This is a genomic window from [Clostridium] fimetarium (assembly GCF_900111235.1).
Lineage (GTDB): Bacteria > Bacillota > Clostridia > Lachnospirales > Lachnospiraceae > Clostridium_N > Clostridium_N fimetarium.
Genome location: NZ_FOJI01000013.1, coordinates 38,924 through 58,018 on the forward strand (window position 1 = coordinate 38,924; position 19,095 = coordinate 58,018).

The 19,095-nt window shown below is 35.2% G+C and carries 16 protein-coding genes; all 16 read right to left on the reverse strand.

The genetic code is table 11. The annotated features are described in order from the left end of the window. Nucleotides 1-125: 125 nt before the first annotated feature. The 16 genes from BMY18_RS15410 to BMY18_RS15485 all read right to left on the reverse strand — a co-directional run bounded on the left by BMY18_RS15410 (nucleotide 126) and on the right by BMY18_RS15485 (nucleotide 19,081). A complete protein-coding gene (locus tag BMY18_RS15410) occupies nucleotides 126-1,103 on the reverse strand; it encodes an ABC transporter ATP-binding protein (RefSeq protein ID WP_092455651.1) in 978 nt (325 codons plus the stop codon). Nucleotides 1,104-1,106: 3 nt separating this feature from the next. Next, entirely contained in the window at nucleotides 1,107-1,931 is an 825-nt protein-coding gene (locus BMY18_RS15415) for an ABC transporter permease (protein WP_092455653.1), read from the reverse strand. 4 nt (nucleotides 1,932-1,935) lie between these two features. Next, complete coding sequence (locus BMY18_RS15420) at nucleotides 1,936-2,742, reverse strand: ABC transporter permease (RefSeq protein ID WP_092455655.1); 807 nt, start codon at nucleotides 2,740-2,742, stop codon at nucleotides 1,936-1,938. Beyond that, nucleotides 2,726-3,619, reverse strand: a complete 894-nt coding sequence (locus BMY18_RS15425; RefSeq protein ID WP_092455657.1) for an AraC family transcriptional regulator — start codon at nucleotides 3,617-3,619, stop codon at nucleotides 2,726-2,728. The genes BMY18_RS15420 and BMY18_RS15425 overlap by 17 nt, the downstream gene beginning before the upstream one ends. Before the next feature lie 323 nt (nucleotides 3,620-3,942). Beyond that, nucleotides 3,943-4,821 (reverse strand): LysR family transcriptional regulator, encoded by an 879-nt coding sequence (locus tag BMY18_RS15430; protein WP_092455659.1) that lies wholly within the window; start codon nucleotides 4,819-4,821, stop codon nucleotides 3,943-3,945. 344 nt (nucleotides 4,822-5,165) lie between these two features. Then, nucleotides 5,166-6,779 carry a chaperonin GroEL gene (groL, locus tag BMY18_RS15435; RefSeq protein WP_092455662.1) on the reverse strand — a complete coding sequence of 538 codons (1,614 nt, stop codon included), beginning with the start codon at nucleotides 6,777-6,779 and terminating at the stop codon, nucleotides 5,166-5,168. A gap of 25 nt (nucleotides 6,780-6,804) precedes the next feature. Then, entirely contained in the window at nucleotides 6,805-7,299 is a 495-nt protein-coding gene (locus tag BMY18_RS15440; protein WP_092455665.1) for a hypothetical protein, read from the reverse strand. A gap of 23 nt (nucleotides 7,300-7,322) precedes the next feature. Then, nucleotides 7,323-8,276: a hypothetical protein gene (locus BMY18_RS15445; RefSeq protein WP_092455667.1), complete on the reverse strand. Its 954-nt coding sequence runs from the start codon at nucleotides 8,274-8,276 to the stop codon at nucleotides 7,323-7,325. A 32-nt stretch (nucleotides 8,277-8,308) separates the two neighbouring features. Next, nucleotides 8,309-8,971, reverse strand: a complete 663-nt coding sequence (locus tag BMY18_RS15450; RefSeq protein ID WP_092455669.1) for a Fe-only nitrogenase accessory AnfO family protein — start codon at nucleotides 8,969-8,971, stop codon at nucleotides 8,309-8,311. A 43-nt stretch (nucleotides 8,972-9,014) separates the two neighbouring features. Next, nucleotides 9,015-9,818 (reverse strand): beta/alpha barrel domain-containing protein, encoded by an 804-nt coding sequence (locus BMY18_RS15455; RefSeq protein ID WP_092455671.1) that lies wholly within the window; start codon nucleotides 9,816-9,818, stop codon nucleotides 9,015-9,017. Then, nucleotides 9,811-10,770 carry a homocitrate synthase/isopropylmalate synthase family protein gene (locus BMY18_RS15460; protein WP_092455673.1) on the reverse strand — a complete coding sequence of 320 codons (960 nt, stop codon included), beginning with the start codon at nucleotides 10,768-10,770 and terminating at the stop codon, nucleotides 9,811-9,813. Before BMY18_RS15460 ends, BMY18_RS15455 begins: the two co-directional genes overlap by 8 nt. A gap of 155 nt (nucleotides 10,771-10,925) precedes the next feature. Continuing rightward, entirely contained in the window at nucleotides 10,926-11,234 is a 309-nt protein-coding gene (locus BMY18_RS15465; RefSeq protein ID WP_092455678.1) for a 2Fe-2S ferredoxin, read from the reverse strand. Nucleotides 11,235-11,761: 527 nt separating this feature from the next. Continuing rightward, a complete protein-coding gene (nifB, locus tag BMY18_RS15470) occupies nucleotides 11,762-14,425 on the reverse strand; it encodes a nitrogenase cofactor biosynthesis protein NifB (RefSeq protein ID WP_092455679.1) in 2,664 nt (887 codons plus the stop codon). Nucleotides 14,426-14,445: 20 nt separating this feature from the next. Next, nucleotides 14,446-15,882, reverse strand: a complete 1,437-nt coding sequence (nifE, locus tag BMY18_RS15475; protein ID WP_092455681.1) for a nitrogenase iron-molybdenum cofactor biosynthesis protein NifE — start codon at nucleotides 15,880-15,882, stop codon at nucleotides 14,446-14,448. Nucleotides 15,883-16,109: 227 nt separating this feature from the next. Continuing rightward, a complete protein-coding gene (gene nifK, locus BMY18_RS15480; protein ID WP_092455683.1) occupies nucleotides 16,110-17,474 on the reverse strand; it encodes a nitrogenase molybdenum-iron protein subunit beta in 1,365 nt (454 codons plus the stop codon). Then, nucleotides 17,474-19,081 carry a nitrogenase component I subunit alpha gene (locus tag BMY18_RS15485; RefSeq protein ID WP_092455685.1) on the reverse strand — a complete coding sequence of 536 codons (1,608 nt, stop codon included), beginning with the start codon at nucleotides 19,079-19,081 and terminating at the stop codon, nucleotides 17,474-17,476. Before BMY18_RS15485 ends, nifK begins: the two co-directional genes overlap by 1 nt. Nucleotides 19,082-19,095 lie beyond the last annotated feature (14 nt).

The following is a 19,095-nucleotide window of genomic DNA, read 5'->3' on the forward strand; positions in this document are numbered from 1 at the left end:
CATTTGAAATTACATCATTATAATAACGATAAAATTCCGCCATTGGTTAACGGCAGATATTGACGTGGCAAACGAACAATATTTTCATTATAGTGAGTATTACTATAAGTTGGTATAACCTTAAACTAATCCCGCTCCTCATAAGCAGCTCGAATAATATCATCTATTCCCGCTTCTTCGATGGAAACATCTTTTATCTGTGCTTTCATACTTAATGCTTCAATTAATTTTGCTGCAGTAATATCATTTTTCATAAAACGATATTTTGCTATATTTCCGTCACTTTCTATCAGCTGACATTTTTCATGTGTTGCAAACTGTTCATCATAATATTCAACCACCAAAGTTTTGTATGGTGCTATGCGATTCACGATATCTTCCAGATTGCCATCCTCTACCAGATTTCCATGGTTTATAATAATCAAACGATTGCATAGCTGCTGTATATCTCCTAAATCGTGTGTTGTTAAAATTATCGTTGTGCCCCTTTGCTCTTTGATCTCTTTTATAAATTTTCGGAGTGCATATTTCGCGCTAACATCCAGTCCTATGGTTGGTTCATCTAAAAACAACACCTTTGGCGAATGAATCATAGCAGCAACCAGATCCCCCTTTACCCTCTGTCCTAAAGACATTTGACGAACAGGTTTGTCTAACAGTTCTTTTATACCAAAAATATCATCCATCTCATCCAGAGTTTTCTGATATTGGATTTTGTCTATCTGATAAATATGTCTCAACAGTTCAAAGCTCTCACCTAATCGCAGGTCCCAATTTAGCTGAGAACGCTGACCAAATACCACACCAATATGCTGCACCACCTCTTTACGATGCTTTGTGATATCTATTCCACCAATCAGAATCTCACCCTCAGATGGCGTTAATATGCCTGACATCATTTTGATAGTGGTGCTTTTCCCCGCACCATTCGGCCCTATAAAGCCTATTATCTCACCAGCTTCAATTGTAAAATTCAGATTTTTAACTGCAGAGATCACCTTGCTTTCTCTAGTTACCAGGGCTTTTAGAGCGCCCTTCATGCCCCCTTCCTTTTTCACCACATGATAATCCTTACTTAGATTTTTTACTTCAATCATATTCATATTTTAATTTCCTGCACTTTCATATTTCTTTAAGCCAAAATTAAAGAATAAACCGGCCACGATCATAACCAATATTCCAATCAAAAAAGTAAGTCCGATTGTTCCCGGGAACTGGGCATATGTACTTTGAATACCAAGCAAATCAGATACCGGATAAAAGCTTACCCATCCAACAGGAATCAAATATGTCAATATAAACTGTATGTTCTCCGGATACATAGAAATGGGATACATTGTAGTTTTATCAAATATTTCCTGTGTGTACTGACCAAAATCATTAGTACTTCTTGTGAAAAAGGATGTGGTTCCTATCAAAATGTATATCCCACCTCTAATCAATGTAGCCCCCACTAAAAGTGCAAGAAGTATTATTATGTTTTGGATATTCCACTGAAAGCCAACCTTATAACACCCATATCCAAATACCAGTATTCCAGGTACTAAATCTGTAAGTCCAAACACATTGATATGTGTAAAGAAAAACTGATATAGTACACTAAGTGGCCTTGTCAGATATCGGTCAAATTCACCTTCTAACACGAAGTAACCCATAAACCATCCCTGAACGAAAAATATCATAGAGAGGGCGTGTGTAATCACAGAAAGCCCATATAGGAATGCTAACTGACCATAATTCCAGCCATTGACCTGTCCAAATTCCTGCACCACAAATTGTATGGTGGCAAAACCCACGATAAACTGAATGGGATTAGATAAGAGCCATCCCAATATACTCGACGGATATTCGATAATAGTGAGAAGTGCTATTCTTATACATACTCTTGTCACATCCAGGTAATGGAGCAGAAATTTTATATATATTTTCATTTTTTCAACCTCCCTGAATCATGATTTTTCCTGTCACCTTTTTCTGCATATATCGATATATCAAAAATAAAACAATCGTCCAGGCAAGCTGGATTAATAGCCCTCGAACCAAAGATTCTTTTGTATATTTTCCAATATATATGTCTAATGGCATTTGGTACAGATATACAAATGGCAGTACCTCTAATGCACCTTGAAACCAGTCTGGGAAAAACCAAATTGGAATAATGCTTCCAGACAGCAATCTGATCAGATGCTTTTTCACCTGGATCAGAGCATCCATTTCAATCACAGAAAATGCCAGCATACCAAATAGAACAGCCAGGTACCAATTAACAAAAAATGCCAGCGTTAAGCTACATATAAACAAAAGAAAACCCGTAACACTGCCCGGCGTTGGCAGTTTAATCAAAACACTTCCAATGAGAAAGATAGGCAACAGATTTTGAAACAGTAATGCCGTTACACCGCCCAAGTTTTCCGCAAAAAAAACTTTAAAGATATTTACCGGCCTCATCATATCAATGGCAATCGTACCCTTTCTAACACTAAGTGTGATTCTGTGTTCTACATTAGTAGTCAGCACCACAGAAATCATGGAAGAAACCACAGTATAAGTCAGCATCGTATCCACTGTAACTCCTTGCACCGAATCAGCATTTTTGAATAAAGCTCTCCAAAAATATGCTGTTGCCACCATGATGATCGTCTGCATTAAAATATTGCCATACACATCAAACTTATATGCCAGACCTTTTAAGATCTGTGTTTTATATACATAAAAATAGGCGTTCCTATTCTTTGCTTTCATCCTTAACCCTTTCTACACTCTTTCGATAATTCTGTGGGCTCATCCCCATTCTTTTTCTAAACATTTTTGAGAAATAGCTGCCATCTGAGAAGCCTGTTTCATAGGCAATCTGTGTAATAGTTTTATCTGTTTTCTTTAACAGACAACAACTCTTTTCGATTCGATAGTTACAAACATACTCTATTGGTGTCATATTCAAATATTGATCAAGCAATGAAATTCCCTTAGTTTTTCCAACCTTTCCAGCAGCGCAGATTTCCTGCAATTCTATTTTTCGATGATAATTATCCTGTACAAAGGTGATCATAGCCTTCACTAATGCCAAATCCTGATTTGGGGAATATTCATTGTCTGAGGATATTTCCATATTCTCATATAAAGCCGTCCAAATATCAAACAGGTATTTTATCACCTTTAATTCACCTGAATCGCATGAAAAAACCTTTTCTATGGATGTAATATTCTCGAATATTTCCTTATGCCAACTCACATTTTCATCCAACAATAGATACGGCATTTTTTCATTATCTATAACGGGAACCACAAATTGTTTAGCAACATGGTTTGAAGAACATAAAATAGTTGGATGAAAAATCAGACAGTATAATTCACAGTTCGAATGATCATTAACAATCAAATGCAGTTGCCTGGAATTTACAAAAATACCTTCCCCAGCCTTCATTCTCACCATATATCCATTGAGCTGATACCGTATACTTCCGGAGCAAACATACACAAATTCAACCTCATCATGCCAATGAATGGATATATCATCAAAAATACACTGTGCAAGAATATGATTTTTTCTAAAAAAAACAGGATGATCAGGAATATCATAATGTAATACTTCTGATGCATCTGATCGAATGTCTGCCATACCTTATTCTCCTTATACTTAAATGTATGTATGCTCTAGATTTCCATGCAAGGCTGAGCTCGCTTCCCCATATTAATTGTATTATATTCTACAGAAAATGATAATTCAATAATAATATCTCTCGTTTTAGGTATTATATTTCACGAAGTATTGTAAAAATCCAAATTTTTGAGACAAATGTATAACCTTCCTTATTTTAATGTATAAAAAAGGCCCACGTCCCAAGCCATGAAAATAAAAAAATCGTGAAAACCAGTATAAAACTGACTTTCACGACCTTCAACCCAATGCGGATGGCGGGACTTGAACCCTCCGTCACCACTTCACCCATGAAACCCTCTAACCAATTCAATAAATTCCCTAACTGGCTCCGTAATATATTTATGTCGATTCGTAACAATCGTTAACTTTCTATTCAAGTTCACATCTGATAATTTAATTTCAACGATTGTCCCCTTCTCTAATTCTTTTTTTACCAACTGATATGGAACAACTGCGATGCCAAGGTGTTCTTTGACTGCATTTACCAACGCTGTTGTGCTGCTACTTTCCCACACAGGCTCTAACTTAATGCCACGTAAATAAGCAATATGTTCAAATGTATCACGTACGCCTGCGCCTTTTTCCCTAAGTAAGATTTTCTCCTTTGAGATATCCTCAAATGTAACGATTTCTTTTTTACATAATTTATTCTCTGCATAGGCGATGACTACCATTCTGTCATCACAAAAAACTTCCGAGTCCAAATATGTATTTCTTACTGTCTCTTCCATTAATGCAAAATCCAAATCGTTATTGTTAAGCATCTCCTCGATTCTTCGAGAATTGTTCACAGAAACCATGATATTTACAAGTGGATGGATCTCATTATATTTCTTAATATATTGATGTATTAATGTTGTCCCGATTGTTATATTTGCACCAATTCTAATATTACCTGAAATCTGCGGATTCTTGAGTTTAACCTCGACTTCTTCCAAAAGAGAAACAATATGCAATGCATAATCGCGTAATTCCTTACCTGCATCAGTAATAAATAGCTGTTTGGAAAATCGTTCAAAGAGAATGACATGGAAGTATTCTTCGACTTCTTTAATCGCCTGACTAACCGCTGGCTGTGACATATTGAGCTGTGCACCTGCCGCCGTCATATTTAGTGTTTCACACACATACAAAAATATCTTCAAATGCCTAATTGTCATATCTCACCCTCCCTTACTACTCCATTATATCTACTTATGTAATACATATACTTCTTTTCACATTTTACAACCGTCCCAACTTCTTTTAAAACGCCCCCCTCCTCCGGGCAAGCCGACCTAAAATCGTTACTTTGCCTTTGCCATATCATTTGACGGTATGCAAAAGTTACTTATGCATTTATTTCGTGCGTTAAGATAAAAAGTTCTACTGTCTGACGAACGAAGTGAGGAGTTTAGAACTTTTTATCTTTGCCTTTAGCACAAAATAAATACATTAGTAACTTTCATACAAGGAAATGATATGGCAAAGGCAAAGTAACGATTTTAGGTATTCTCTTCCCACATCACCCTGTAGGCATGGATTCAGTCCCTTTTACAATTATATTAATAGCCTCTGATGTAAGTAATGTTGAAGCTACACTAACCGCACATTCTAAGGCCTTTATCTCTACATTCACAGGGTCTAATATCCCCCGCTCTTCCATATCAACAAATTCTTCTTTATCTGCATCAAATCCTACTGGATAAATCATTTCTTTTTGCTTTGCAACGATTACTTCTGCTGCAAGTCCAGCGTTTTTTGTGATTTGCCATAGAGGACGCTCAAGTGCTTTTCTGATTATCCTTGCACCTGTCAATTCATCATAACCGAGTTCGTTATTTTCAATCATTTCATCGATAGCAATTTGTGAATATATATATGCTGATCCGCCACCGGGAACCACCCCACCTTTAATTGCTGCTTTTGTGCTTGCAATTGCATCTTCAATTCGAAGTTTCTTTTCGTTGGCTTCTAATTCACTCGACGCGCCTACTTTAATAACAGCAATTCCACCGGAAAGTTTTGAGATTCTTTCTCTATATCTTTCTTTATTAAATTCAGAATCTGTCTCTTCACTTTTCGCCCTAATAAATGCTGCTCTTTCAAGAACTTTTTCACTATCTCCATATCCGTCAAGGATAATTGTATTGTCTTTTTGAACCTGGACACTCTTTGCACGGCCAAGCATACTTAATTCAACATCTTTTAAATGCATTCCTGCCAATTCATCAACTACCATTCCACCAGTAAACACCGCCAAATCTTGCAGTAAATCCTGCTGCATCTGACCATATCCAGTTGCTTTTATAGCCGCTACTTGAATAATTCCTTTTGCCTTGTTTATCACGATTGTATTCAGTGCATCCCCTATAACATCTCTCGCTATAATTAGTAACTGAGCCTTCGCATTTACAATTTTCTCAAGCAGAGGTAACAATTCTGTAATGTCACTGATTTCTTTATCTGCAATAAGAATATATGGTTGCATAAATTCTACTTTTCTTCCAACTTTATCCGTACACATAGCTTTAGAAATGTATCCAGTTTTAAGGCGCATCCCCTGAATAATCTCAAGCTCTGTTTCCATTGTATTTGAATCTTCTATCGTAATAAATCCATCTTCTTTAATAAGTGAATCCATTCCCTTTGCAATTAATTCACCGATTTCTTCGTTTTTAGAAGAAATTGTTGCTACACGTTTGATCTGTTCACTTGTCGTTACTTTCCAAGCCATTGAATTTAGGGCCGCAATAACTGCTACACTTGCCTTTTTCATACCATTTCTAAACGGAATTGGATTTGCACCAGCAACTATGTTTTTCAAACCTTCCTGTACGATTGCTTGGGTTAACACAATTGATGTTGTTGTTCCATCCCCAATCATCTCGTTTGTTTTTGTAGCGGCTTCAATGATGAGTCTTGCGCCCATATTTTCAAATGGATCTTCTAATTCTATTTCTCTAGCTATTGAAATGCCATCATTTATGATTAAAGGACTCAGTTTATTATTCGTCCGATCGATTAAGACATTTCTTCCTTTGGGACCAAGTGTAATATTCACTGTATTTGCTACTTTATTCACTCCGATTTCAAGCGCATTTTTTGCCTCAATATTCATTAGTAGTTTTCTAGCCATACACTATTTCCTCCAACAGGTTTATTTAATTTGGCATAAACATTCTTTGATCGCCAATTAATTCAAATGAATACAAAAACTCTTCTACTTCACATTCTTTAAATAATAATATATCATTAAATGTGTCCTCAACGGAAGGGTATTTTATATTAATTAAAAGATTGAATGATGATTCTGATTTACCAAGTTTTAATAATTCACAACTTAGATCTGTATCATCATCTATTTCATACTTGGGATTCATCATAATCAATAATATTTCACAGCATGCAATAATACTATCTTGAAGATAATCGTCTTCTTCTATATTAGCTGGTAACTCTGCATAATACCTACTTCCACTTTCGCATTCAGTGAATATTTCACTTGCTTCGGGCTTTAGTTCGCTTAAATATTCTGCAGATATATATAATTTAATTTTCATTTCTGCTTCTTGCTGATTATCTATCTCTTTTCTATTTCCTATTACATTTGCATCTTCCACTGTAGGCTCTAATGTATTTTCTAGTTCTTTTTTCATAGTATTATACCACCTTTCGCATCTTAAACACACCCTTTGCAGCTACTACAATTACCGCCACATCCATCTGGCATATACAACATATTGTAAAATGTAGAAAAACTAAATTTACTACTGTCATAGAATTTTACTTGATTATTACTATCTATGATTTCAATACCATTTGCTTGAATGGATATTTTAATTGGAAACATCTGCATTACATCAATATCTAACAGACTAGGTTTTCTCAATGCTCCAATATGAATTATATCACCATATTTATCTATTACTTCAATTCCACTCTGAATTGTTGTAACTGTAATTACGTCTCCAGACTCATCAAATTCTAATGAATTAGTGTCACCATGAATTCCAACGGGATTATTGTCATATGCGATAATCATTCCAATTGATGTATTTACTAAAGTTGGCGTCGCTGGTTCGATTGATTTTATTGCTCCATTTTCATAAAATGCAATTCCAAATCTAGCTTCGATTTCTCCACCATTTACTTTTACCATAACTTTCTCACCCGTATATAATGTTATACTTTTAATTGTTGCCTTTTCGTAAAAACAGATGCAGGATAGTTTGTTATAAATAATTACGTCGCCACAATCGACTTTAATAATCGGTGCGAGTTTAATTTCTTCTTCCTCTGACCATGTTCCGCTTACTTTCCCAAATGTTGGGAATATTCGATGAATCGACCCACTTTCATAAAAAGTGATAAATTCACACCCTATGATTCCGATTGGCGTTATGATGTTTGTTACATTTTCCAGATATATGCTCTTCATCAATCCATTTGAATAGAATTCCACGGAATCTTTATCTCTTGTTCTAGTTTCTGACAACTGATACTTAGGAATAAGCTTTCCTACGGGTGTTTTAATTATATTTTCATCTTCGAATTTACAACTTTTTATCTTCCCATCTTCAAAAAATGAGCATGCAATCTCATTATTTAAATCTCCATAAATTGAATTAACCATATTAACTCCCATCTGTCTGCTTTAGCAGACCTTTAATCAGAACAACCTTTATGTACAATAATGATTGTATATATGCCATTTTCCCTTTTGCTACTGAATTGTATATTTTTATTCTCAGCAAAATAGTTCTCAAGCCAAGGCATTACATGATTACAAACTATTATAAGTGACTGATATAATTCATTTGATAGAAATGGTAACAACGCTTTCTTCGAAGTGATTTCCGGTCTATATTTTTGGACTCTGGTAAAATCTAGGAAATAATCGCCCTCCTCATTGGTTGCAAATGGTGCTATTGGTGTATTTGCAATTTCTATTTTTTCCAAATCATTTTCGTCTGAATCAAGATTGTTTTTTGGGTTCTCAATATAATCCTCATGAATTTGCGCTAGCAATTCTTCACTGAATTTCTGCGCTTCAAATATCTCAAAACCTTCTTTTGCAAAAAAATGATATGGAATACCTGTTATTTGTGAACCTACAATGATTTTACTTGTTCCAAATTCTTCAATCAGTTTAGATAAAGATTCCCTTGAGGATTTAATGTTAGAAGTATCCATTGAAATGTCAGAAATTTCTCTAATAACCTTAAATTCTTGATCTTCTTTCTTGTATATTCTAATGCGACTTAAGTTATAAAAATCTGTCAAATTATCATTTACATCAAATAATACTACAATCATTTCTGGCCTCATTTCCGCGCCACTTCCTGCGCATCTTTCATATGTATATTCTTTTTTATATATTTATACATTTTTTCTTGAGCGCATTTTCAACGGCTTCTACTTTTCTTTTATCAATTCCACAATCAAATAATCTTTCCGTTGCATATAAGAATTTTGATAAATCACAATTACCGCTACGCTCGCCAATTCCTAGCAATGTACAATCGATATACTGTGCTCCCGCCTTAGCACTTGCAATTGAATTTGCAATTGCCATTCCCAAATCATTGTGAGCGTGAAACTCAATATTTAGGTCGACTTGTGCATGCAATTTTTTAACAAGCTCTGCTGCTCTGTGAGGAGTTAATACTCCAACCGTATCTGCAACTCTTACTGTCTTCACTCCAAGTCTTTCAATCATTATAGCTGTATTAATCATAAAACCTTCATCAGATCTAGATGCATCCTCAAAGCCAACTGTAACTTCAATTCCTCCAGCGATTGCTATGTCAATACATTCTGCCAAAACTTTCTGTACCCAAGTTTTATTCTTATTTAACTTTCCGTATATCTGAACATAGGAAACTGGTGCGCCGATATGGATAATATCTGGTTTACATAACATCGCTTGTTTCACATCCACAGGGTTCATTCTAGACCATACTGATATTTTTGAGAATTTACAAACTTTTTTTATTTCTGTGATATAATCTTTACTTTCCGTCTGCATGATAGGGATTCCAGCCTCTATTTCATATACGCCCAATTCATCTAGCATAATTGCTAATTCAATCTTATCTCTTTCTGTTAAAGCGATCCCTGCACTTTGCTCTCCATCCCTTAGTGTTGTATCCACGATTCTTTTTTTTTCAATCATCGACAATCACCCTTTTCACCAAATCTAGAAATTCTTCATCACTCAAACTATTCCTATTTTCAGTACTAACTTTCTTCACTTCTTTCAAAATGACTGGTATAAGTGCATCATTTTCAATTCCATACTCCTTCAATTTACTTTTGATTGAATTTCTTCCTGAATACTTTCCAATAACAATTGTTGATTTCTGACCCACAATCGATGGTGAATATGCCTCGTAATTCGATGCCTTTTTCAGTAATCCATCAACATGTATACCAGATTCAACATAAAATATTTTACTCCCAATAACAGGCTTTCTAGAAGATATTTGTTCACCTGTAACAGTCTCATACCATTCTCTAATACCAATTAAAGCATCTAATTTTTGATTGGGTTTCACCCTTTCAATTACACGCATTGCCATACATACTTCTTCAGTCGCCGCCATATTTCCACATCCAGCAAATGCTGTCGTAACTTCAGATCCACCACTAATCAGCCATAATATCGCAATTGCACTGGCACAGTAAAAGGTATTTTCTGGACACAGATTAATAATACTATTGTTAAATATCTTTTTGATTTCATAAAAAGCATACTCATATTCATGGCAAATCAAATCATCCAATCCTCTAATTCTAACATTAGTAAGATTGCTGTAAGATTTGAGCAAAATCACTTCTCTAGCATCATTTATTTGAAACTCACTTATAATATTAGGCTCCTTATTTTCACGAGCTGCGACATACTTATGTATTCCTGGATAATCACTTGCCTTATCAAACGGACCCAACTCCAGATAGAATTTGATTCCATCTGGAAGTGACTCCATTTTTTTGTATGATTTGATGGATATCTCAAGATTATCTATACCAATTTGTTTCATATATTTACAAAAAAGAAGTAATTGTTCTTTTGATACATGAAACATATCAAGTTTAGATAATGTTGAATCAATTATTTTAATCATAACTGCTTCCACCTCACAATCTTTATTATTCAAAAATTATTATGAGTCCCATTTCTGAATCCTATCGCCGAATTCTATCCCTAAATCCTATCATCTTATCCCTGAATTCTATTACAAATTCCCATTTTTATCCATTTATTCTAACACATAACAAACTATATTTGTAAATCTTTTACTGGTGTTCCACCTTCGAAATGCTCATCAAATATTCTTTCAACATCATCATCCGTAACATTGCCATACCACACGGCTTCTGGATATACAACAACGACTGGTCCTTTTTCACAAATCCCAAAACATCCAGTATTAGTGATCATTACATCGTCCGACAAGCCTCTGTCATCAATTTCTTCCATAAATCTTTGAACCAAATCCACTGCTCCTTTTGAATGGCAAAACCCCTTTTGTTGCCCATTTACTCTGCAACTAGTGCAAATAAATACATGATACTTTGGTTGAATCATACGTAATCCTCCTTAATTTTTAATTAATCTATTTGTTTATTTAAACTGAGATTTTAAGATGCAAATCCCAAACCGCAAATTTTAACCCCAATCTCTAAGCGTAATTTCCACTCGTAATTTCTTCCTGTAATTTCTACCCGTATTTTCCACCCGTAATTTCCACCGGTATTTTCTACCCGTATTTTTTACCCGTATTTTCTATCCGTATTTTCTACCCGTAATTTCCACCCGTAAATTTAAAAGCCCAAATTTTAACTTCAAATATTAATTTAACTTTCAAACATCCTATCAATGAAGTAAATGGTGAATATTAATTTATAATTATGCTTTCCCGCAGACCGTCTGAAAGCAGCGCTTACATTTTTTCCAAGACTCAGATGAAAATTCGAACGAAGTGAGACTTTTCATCATCTCTGAGGCTTGCAAAAAAATGTGCTGCTTGAAGGAAAGGCAAGGCAAAGCATAATTATAAATTAATATTCACTCACTACCTCCCGTACCACAATATTTTGACCTTAAATTACTATTTACAAAAATTTCTTTATGGACATGCTCTCTGCCGCAACTTTAACTGCCGTTTCTATTCTGTCATATGTAGCAAACACTCTAATATTTTTATCTCTTAACTTTTTCTTAGGTGCCTCACCGATTCTCATTACAATAACTCCATCACAATCAGAAATCGAACGAATAATTAGTGATATCTTATCTTCTGCTTCGTCACATTCTTCACTTCCATTACAATACTTATTAATTTGTCTTTTTTCAATATACTTTGCTTCTCCATCCTTATACTCATAAATATATAATTCTGAAACTTGCCCAAAATGGCTATCTACCAACATTCCACTCTTAGAAGCAACTGCGAATCTATAAATTTTACCAGCCTCAACTGGTGTAGAACAACCACCACTTTTGATCCCTTCAAATTCGATTGAAACATCATCTCCAAGTGTACCAATTGCATCCGCTCTACATTGTTTGCAGTGATACATCTGTTTCATTGTCTGACCACATTGATTTCTGATTACATTGATTTCTTTGTTACTCAGCGTATCAAGGTGTTCAAATGCACTTCCTTCTACCTGAATAAATGGCATGATATTCGTTATGTAACAACCAATATTATTCACTGTTTTTACGATTTCTGGTATATGCTCATCATTAATTCCCTTTAAAGTAACTATATTGATTTTGCAGATAATACCTGCTGCCACAAGTAATCTTAATCCACTCAATTGATTTGTCAAAAGAATTGCTGCTGCACATTCTCCCTCAAATCTAGTTCCGTTATAATTAATGAACTTGTAGATCTTTGCTCCAATTTTTGTGTCGACTGCATTCATCGTTACCGTAATATGTGATACGCCGAGTGCAATTAATTCACTTGCATAATGTGGAAGCATAAGTCCATTTGTTGATAGACAAAACGTAACTTCTGGATCATATTCTCTAATCAACTCAAGCGTTTTTTTAGTTTCATCAAAATTGGCAAGTGCATCACCAGGTCCTGCAATTCCAACGACTGTCAGATTCGGCATTTTTTCTTTTACTAATTTGTATTTTTCAAATGCCTCTTGCGGTGTTAATATCTTTGTTGTTACGCCAGGTCTACTCTCGTTTGGACAATCAAACTTTCTAACACAATAATTACATTGGATATTACATTTTGGTGCAACAGGCAGATGCATTCTTGCAGTCGTTGTATTGCATCCATTATAACAAGGATGATTTTTCGTTTTTTCTTCTATAGACAAGTTGACCGCTTTTTTAGGTGCACTATCTTTTTCTTGGTCGATATCAGTTCCTTTATAATATTTGTTATACAATTCTTTTCGAAATCCTTTTTCTTTTTTTGCAAGGATTGCATTTGCAATATCATCTAGGAATATTATAGACCCTTCATACCCAAGCATTCTAAGTCTCTGGCCTCCTACTCTGTCATGGATTGGAAATGAGCGTCTAACAAGTGGTATTCCCAGACTTTCTTCAATTCTTCTTCCATCAGAATTACCAATCATTAGATTCGCGCCCAACTTTTCGGCCATCGCTTCAATTACTTTAAAGTCAACATCATCTAAAATTTCAAATCTCTCCACAAAGTATCTCTTAGCAATGTCTTCAATTTCTTCTGATAGGATGTCTTTTAATTCCTTACAGACAGATCCTGTTGCTACAACGAGCGGCATTACTCCATTTTCTACACATATTCTAACCGTTGATACTACAAAATCTGGTTCGCCAAATATTACAGCACGCCCTTCTCCATTATATTTGTGTGAATCTATCATTGCATCCTGATATCTTCCTCTTTGAATATCAATCTCAATAGAAGGATTAATATCTTTCGCATATCTACTGATTACTTCATAGAATAAATCTGTATCTCTAATACCCACAGGAAGATTCATTCTTACACATGGGACCTTATATTCTTTCTCAAGATACTTTCCTGGAGAATAATCAAGATTGATACTACAAAACTCAAGCGTAAGCTTCGCTCCGCCCATTTTCCTAATATCTTTGATGTCTGTGCCGCCAGATGGAAGTCTCTCATATGTTTCTCTATATACACCATCTAAATTATCTGATAAATCGGGAAGAAGTATGATATCTATTCCAAATGACTTGAATGTTTCTTTCAGAAAGCGTGTATCTGCAGGACTAATTTGAGATGTTATGACATTTATATAATCATTTGGAGTAATATTCATTTTAACATTTGATACAATTCCATAAATTGCTTTAAAATAGCCTTCAAACTGTGTTCCACCATAGCCGGGTGATTTTACTGGGATTATTTCAATATCCTTATATTCTTCATGCAATTCGTGAAATTTTTGAATTATTCTAGGTACATCTTCACCGATTGTTTCTGCAAGACACGTAGTCGAAACACCAATTACTTGAGGATGATAAAGCTCAATCAGATTTTTAAGCCCTTTTAACAAGTTATCTTCTCCACCGTATACTGTTCCTTCTTCTGTAAGTGAAGAAGATGCAATGTCAACTGGTTCATTATAATGAGTTGCCATATGCCTTCTTATATATGTTGAACATCCCTGGGAACCATGGAGAATATTCATACATTCTTTAATCCCATAAAATGCTGTAACAGCACCCATTGGCATGCACATTTTACATGGATTAACATTCAAATTTACTAGCGGTTCGATTTTTGTTTTCTTCATATGATTACCTCTTCTCCACCTTATTTTTTATTATTTCTAACGTACTGCCATACTGGATTATTAATACTTTCATTAATTTCTTGTACGAAATTAACGACGCCCTCAAATCCTGCAAGTGGATGTTTTCTTTCGTGATTATGATCGCAAAATGCGATACCTAATTTATATGCAAGTGGTCTCTCCTTAACACCAGCAACTAAGATATCAACACCTTTTTCTTTCATATATTTCTCAAGTTCAGCTGGATTGGCATCATCTAGGATTACTGTATCTTGATCAACAATATTTTCTATAATTTCATATTCATCTTTTCTTCCGGATTGTGTACCTACAACTACTGATTTGATTCCTAGTGCATTGAATTGTTTGATAAGTGATATAGCCTTAAATCCACCACCTACATATATTGCTGCCTTCTTACCAATTAAATTCTTCTTATACATCTCAATGGTAGCTTCAATCTCTTCCGTTTTTTCCTTGCAAAACTTAATTGCTTTTAGTCTTGCTTCTTCATCTCCAAGTGCCTCTGCAATTCTAATTAATGAGCTTGTTGTATCCTCAACGCCAAAAAAGCTAACTTTGATAAATGGTATACCCATCTCGTCTTCCATTCGATTTGCTAGATATACACTTGATCCAGCACACTGTACTACATTAAGCGTAGCTGAAGGTGCCAGCTTTAAAGTCTCAAGGCTTGAGTCACCAGTGAATGTTGTACAAACGTGAATCCCAATTTTTTTCATGTAATTCTTAATGATCCACATTTCGCCAGCCAAATTGAAGTCACCAAGGATATTAATCCCTTTCACTTTGGGCTGATCTCTATATTTTGTTATAATTTGCATAATTGCATTACAAGCCATTTTATATCCCGTAGCTTTATTTCCAGAAAAACCAGGAGATTTTACAGGAATTACAAGCATGTCGTATTTTTCTGACATTTGTTTACATACCGCTTCAACATCATCTCCGATAACACCTACAATGCAGGTCGCATAAACAAATATCAGTTTCGGATGATGTGTTTTTGCGAGTTCTTCAATTGCAGCTTCTAACTTTTTGGCACCACCAAATATAATATCCTGCTCTCTAAGATCAGTTGAAAAACTATTTCTAAATATATCATCTCCACTTGTAAGACTTCCTCTTATATCCCAAGTGTAGCTTGCACATCCGATTGGCCCATGTACGATATGAAATGCATCAGTAATAGGATTCAGTACAACTCTAGCACCACAATATACGCAAGCTCGTTGGCTAACGGCACCGGAAACACTGTCAGAATCGCATCTGATTCCACCTCCGCAAAGGTCAGCATCACTTTTTAAGCGGATTGACTGCTTTCTTTCTTCAAGTATGCCGCTACTGTTATTTAATTCTTCTTCAGACGCTTCTACTTCAGTTACTTTTTCTTCAGCTACTTTTACTTCAGCTACTTTCACTTCAGTTATTCCCATATAATCACTTCCTTTACCGTATATTTTAATGTACAACTACTGTAACTGTTCAATACCTGAATAGTTACCAACCGATTAAATTAAATAAATAAAGCAAAAAAAGAGCACATGACAAGATGATTTGACATCTTTGTCATATGCTCTATATAAAAAAATAATGTGCACACTATAACTATTAACTGTTATTCAATTATATTCCTAATTTCTCTAGATTTATAATACAACACTTACATAACAATTTCAACATCTTTTTCATCACAATGAGAATCTTGATAATCCATTAATGCATTACCGATTAATTCAGCCATCCTGATTCCGCCTTTGTAGCCTACTAAAGGCATATATGAATGAATGTATCTGTCGATAATTGGGAAGCCCATTCTTACCAATGGAATATCTTCAGCTCTTGCTATATGCTTGCCATATGTTCCACCGATTAGTAAATCAACGCCTTCATTTTTAATCCACTGGTGAAGTAAGAATAGATCTGCATCAGCCTTATATGTACAATCTTCAACTGCATACTTTGCTAATAATTCTTTTGCACTTCTTTCAAACGCAACTCCTGGTGTACCTGTTAACATATACTTAGGAATCATTCCTAATTCCAATGCAAATGCTGCAATACCAAGAACGGTATCAGGATCACCATAGATAGCTACTTTTTTTCCATAGGTATATGGATGAATATCTAGCATGATATCAACAAGTTGACCTCTTTGTTCTTCAATCTCAAATGGTACTTCTTCTTTTGAAATATCGCCTAAAGTCATTATAAATTCATCAGTTGCTTCAACACCCATTGGCAATGGTAGTGCTTTGAATTCAACACCACATTTTTTCTTAAGTGTTTCAGCTGATGGTTCTGAAGTCTGGATGCCTAGTGCAACTGTTTTGATGCAATCGCCAAGACCTTTAATATCATCAATCTTAGTTCCACCTTCTGGAAACATGTTGTATTTTCCAGTCATAGGTGTATCTAGGACTCCACTTGTATCTGGTAACATTGTAAATTCAACCTTCATTGCTTTCATTAATCTCTTATATTCTCTCATATCACCTGGATTTACAAAACCTGGCATAAGACAAACTTTTCCATTCGGCGTACCTGTTTTAACAGAAAGATAATTAACGAATCCGGATACCATATTCGTAAATCCTGTAACATGTGAACCTTTGTAACTTGGTGTGTTGCAATGAACAACATACTTGCCCTCTGCTACTGGATTGTCTTGAATCAATGCATTCAAATCATCTCCAATTGTCTCTGAAAGACATGTAGTATGGACTGCAATCATATCTGGATTATATAAATCAAAAATATTTTTAATGGCTGTTTTTAAGTTACTACCACCGCCAAATACAGATGAACCCTCTGTAAATGAACTAGATGTTGCAACTGCTGGCTCTTTAAAATGTCTTGTTAAATACATTCTATGAAAGGCACAACAACCTTGTGAACCATGACTATGAGGAAGACACTTGTGAACGCCTAATGCTGCATACATAGCACCAACTGGTTGGCAGGTCTTACAAGGATTAATTCTTAATGCTGTTCTTTCTGTAATTTCTTTTGGTGTGTAATTAAGCATTATTCCTCACCTCCTAATGTTCCTTCTAAACTTGGTCTTTTTTTCCAAGGTGCCTTTACAAGGCCCCATGCTGGTGTAGACAATCCCATAAACAGGTCGCGACCAAATAATACTGCACCATGGAATCCTGCATATGGTCCACTATAATCATAAGAATGTAGCTGTCTTGCCATAATACCGCTCTTTTGTACAACGAATTTATCTTTGATACCTGATAAGAAAATATCTGGTTTTAAAATCTTTAAAAACTCTTCTGTTTCAAAGTGATTTAAATCATCTGTGATGATTGCTCCTGGATCCATTCCTTTAATCATACCTTCATAATAATTGAGCTTAATGCCTTTTTCTTCAAGGTCTTTTCTTTGCTCATCTGATAGATTAACTCTGTAGAACTTTGGATCTGGCTCAACTGTCAAGCTTTCAATATTTTTGCTATCTGCATCCGTTTTTAATGTTGGTATTACTTCACGTCCTTCATAATCATCCCTATGTGCAAATTCGTAACCAGCTAATACTGTACTGATTCCAAAATCTTTTAATAAAAGTTGATAATGATGAGAACGTGAACCGCCTACATATAATGCTGCTGTTTTGCCTTTGAGTTTACTCTTAAAATACTGCATTTCATCAAATACATTGGAGATTTCATCAGCAATCACTTCATTAATTCTAGCTTTAAGCGCTTCATCGCCAAAATATTCCCCAATGCTTCTAAGTGATTCTTTACTTGATTGAATACCTATAAAGTTAACTTTAATCCAGTCAATACCATATTTGTCATACATCATCTCTGCTACATAGTTGATTGAACGATGACACTGCACAAGATTAAGCGTTGCTAAATGTGAATTCTTGATATCACGATAACTACTACCACCAGTAAATACTGATACGACTTCAATTCCGCATCTCTTAAGTAGTTTCTCAACTTCCCAGCCATCTCCACCAATATTATACTCGCCAAGAATATTAACGCTATATTTTTGTTTTGGAGCTCTGTCACCAGTACCAATTACATATCTAATCAACTGATTATTAGCAATATGATGTCCAGCTGACTGACTTACGCCTTTATAACCTTCACAACTAAATCCGATACATTTGATCTTGTATTCTTCTGTTGCCCATTTTGCCACAGCGTGAATATCATCGCCGATAAGACCAACTGGGCATGTTGAACATATAAATATAGCTGTTGGATGAAATATTTCCATCGCCTCTGTAATTGATTTTCTTAATTTCTTTTCACCGCCAAATACAATATCGGCCTCCTGCATATCCGTTGAGAAACAATATTCAAGATAGCAATCTGCATTTTCGCCATCGCGCTCATCTGCAAATGCTTTGTGTCTTCTTGTTCCCCATGCATAGTATGAACAACCGATAGGACCATGGACAATAATAAGTGCATCCTTGATTGGTCCCAAAACAACGCCTTTACACCCTGCATAACAACAACCTCTTTGTGTCATAATTCCCGGGATTGCTCTTGTATTTGCTGCCACTACATCGGTTTCGTTCTCTCCAACTGTAATAACATGCTCTTTTCTATTTTTATATACTCTGGAACTATACTGATCCAGAACATGATCTCTTACTGAACTCATTTTTGTCACCTCCT